Origin of the sequence: Paraburkholderia lebeckiae (genome assembly GCF_014201005.1) — a bacterium.
In the GTDB taxonomy this organism is placed as follows: domain Bacteria; phylum Pseudomonadota; class Gammaproteobacteria; order Burkholderiales; family Burkholderiaceae; genus Paraburkholderia; species Paraburkholderia tuberum.
Map to the genome: position 1 here is coordinate 1 of NZ_JACHDK010000071.1, position 1,695 is coordinate 1,695.

The following is a 1,695-nucleotide window of genomic DNA, read 5'->3' on the forward strand; positions in this document are numbered from 1 at the left end:
CTTGAATGTATTTCCGTAACGCGCCAACTTGTTCTCTCTTTATCGCCCCCAGATTCCAATTTTATCCAGGCGACAACCATTGTGACGCGGGGGGCTAGCGAGCGGTACCGGTGTCTCCGCGACGGTGATAGCTCTCAATATCTTCGCCATGGCGATCTGGACTGTCGGCGTTTTCGCGTCGCTCTACGCGGGATACCTCAAGCCAGATTTGCGCGTGACGTGCGCCAATCTATCGTCGGTCATTAATGGCTTTGCGACCGTAGTGTTAGCGGTGGTCATTGACCCGCAGGTTTCCGTCATGACGGACGACGTCATCGAAGGCCGAATCCCCGAAAACACCTTCCGGCGAGCGATCACTACCCTTGCCGGGGCGCGTGTTCTCGGGACCGTGTGCGCGCAAATAATGCTCGTACCGGCCGCGCTCATTATCGTACGCATCGCCGAGCTGATTTAGAGCGCAGTGTGCCATCCTCGGACGCGGTGATTGACCGATCACCGCGATAGTAAGGCCGCTCCGGGATTCGTTAGCGCCGGCATCAGTCATGCCATAGCACGTAGCGTCGCGCTTTAGAAAGCCGTACGGTGGCGTTTCGAAAGCATCACTTTGGAGTTTTGAGAGCTGCTGCACGCGAGGGCGAGATTCGATTTCGTGCGCGACTCAGTACGCGTGAGATTGACGCACGCCGTCGCCCGAGGGCTGATCTTGCAGGGAGGTGGGTGCGCCGGCTTTTTTACGGGGTGTGCCAGCCACGTTCCGCTATGGGGCATCCGTCAGGGGCGGCGCGCCATCCTTTGCACCCAAGATATGCATTGCTGATAAGGCGGACTCGCCTCGGTGATCGGGTCGATCGTGCTTGCAGCCAAGGTCCGGGAGCCGTACCCAATGCGGTTTGATGAGCCATCGCGCGGAGTCGGTCAGCGATGGTGTCCAATTCAAAAAACCTCTCTGGCCTCGACGGCTCCCAAGGCTGGAGATGCATTCGATTAACCGTGTGATACTCCTGTAGTTCGCTCGCGTAATCTTCGCTAACGGCGCGCAATATCGTACGTTCGGTCACCATTCCATCGACGGGATACGTTGTAGCAGGCCTCATTGTTGTACTTAGCAGTTCGTGTGAAATTCAAGGCGGCATTGTATCGGAGCCGAAATTGGCGTGATCAGCGCCTTCGATGTCGAATGACCGTGTGTTTTCGACCCGACGACGGTTGGGCGCGCAATCAACGGGCGAATGGCGAGCGCACAAAGCAATGAACAGAACGGGGCGCATGAAATTTCGCTGCTGCCAGCGCCCAAATTGTCAACGTGTGGTCGCGCTGTCAGTTAAATGAACGTCCGCTTACCGGCATCGCGACTGGCTCGAACGGGTGGCGTGCTGCCGGTCATGACACGACACTTGTCGATCGCACAACGATCGGCAAGGTTCGGCCATCAAGCGTCATTCGTCCGTTCCGTCGCGCAGACATTCAGACGGCGGGTCCGCCCCCGCAAACGGCCATTCGATTGTCAAAGGCGAACGTTGCTTCATCGGCGTAGGCCGACCGCATCGGGCGGTAGATTGCCCAAGGGCGGTCGGTCGACATCGACGTCCGGGATCGTTGGCACCCATTAGCGGGCCCGGTGTCAAGTGAGCAAACAATACCCTCGACTGCCCGAGCAGCCGAATCCGATTGCACTGACGGAATGCAGTAGCCGAG

General features: G+C 58.2%; 1 pseudogene. It reads left to right on the forward strand.

Going from position 1 to position 1,695, the window contains the following annotated elements:
- Positions 1–94: 94 nt before the first annotated feature.
- Positions 95–454, forward strand: a pseudogene (locus HDG39_RS34495) (lipid II flippase family protein); the annotation flags it as partial.
- Between the last annotated feature and the right edge of the window lie 1,241 nt (positions 455–1,695).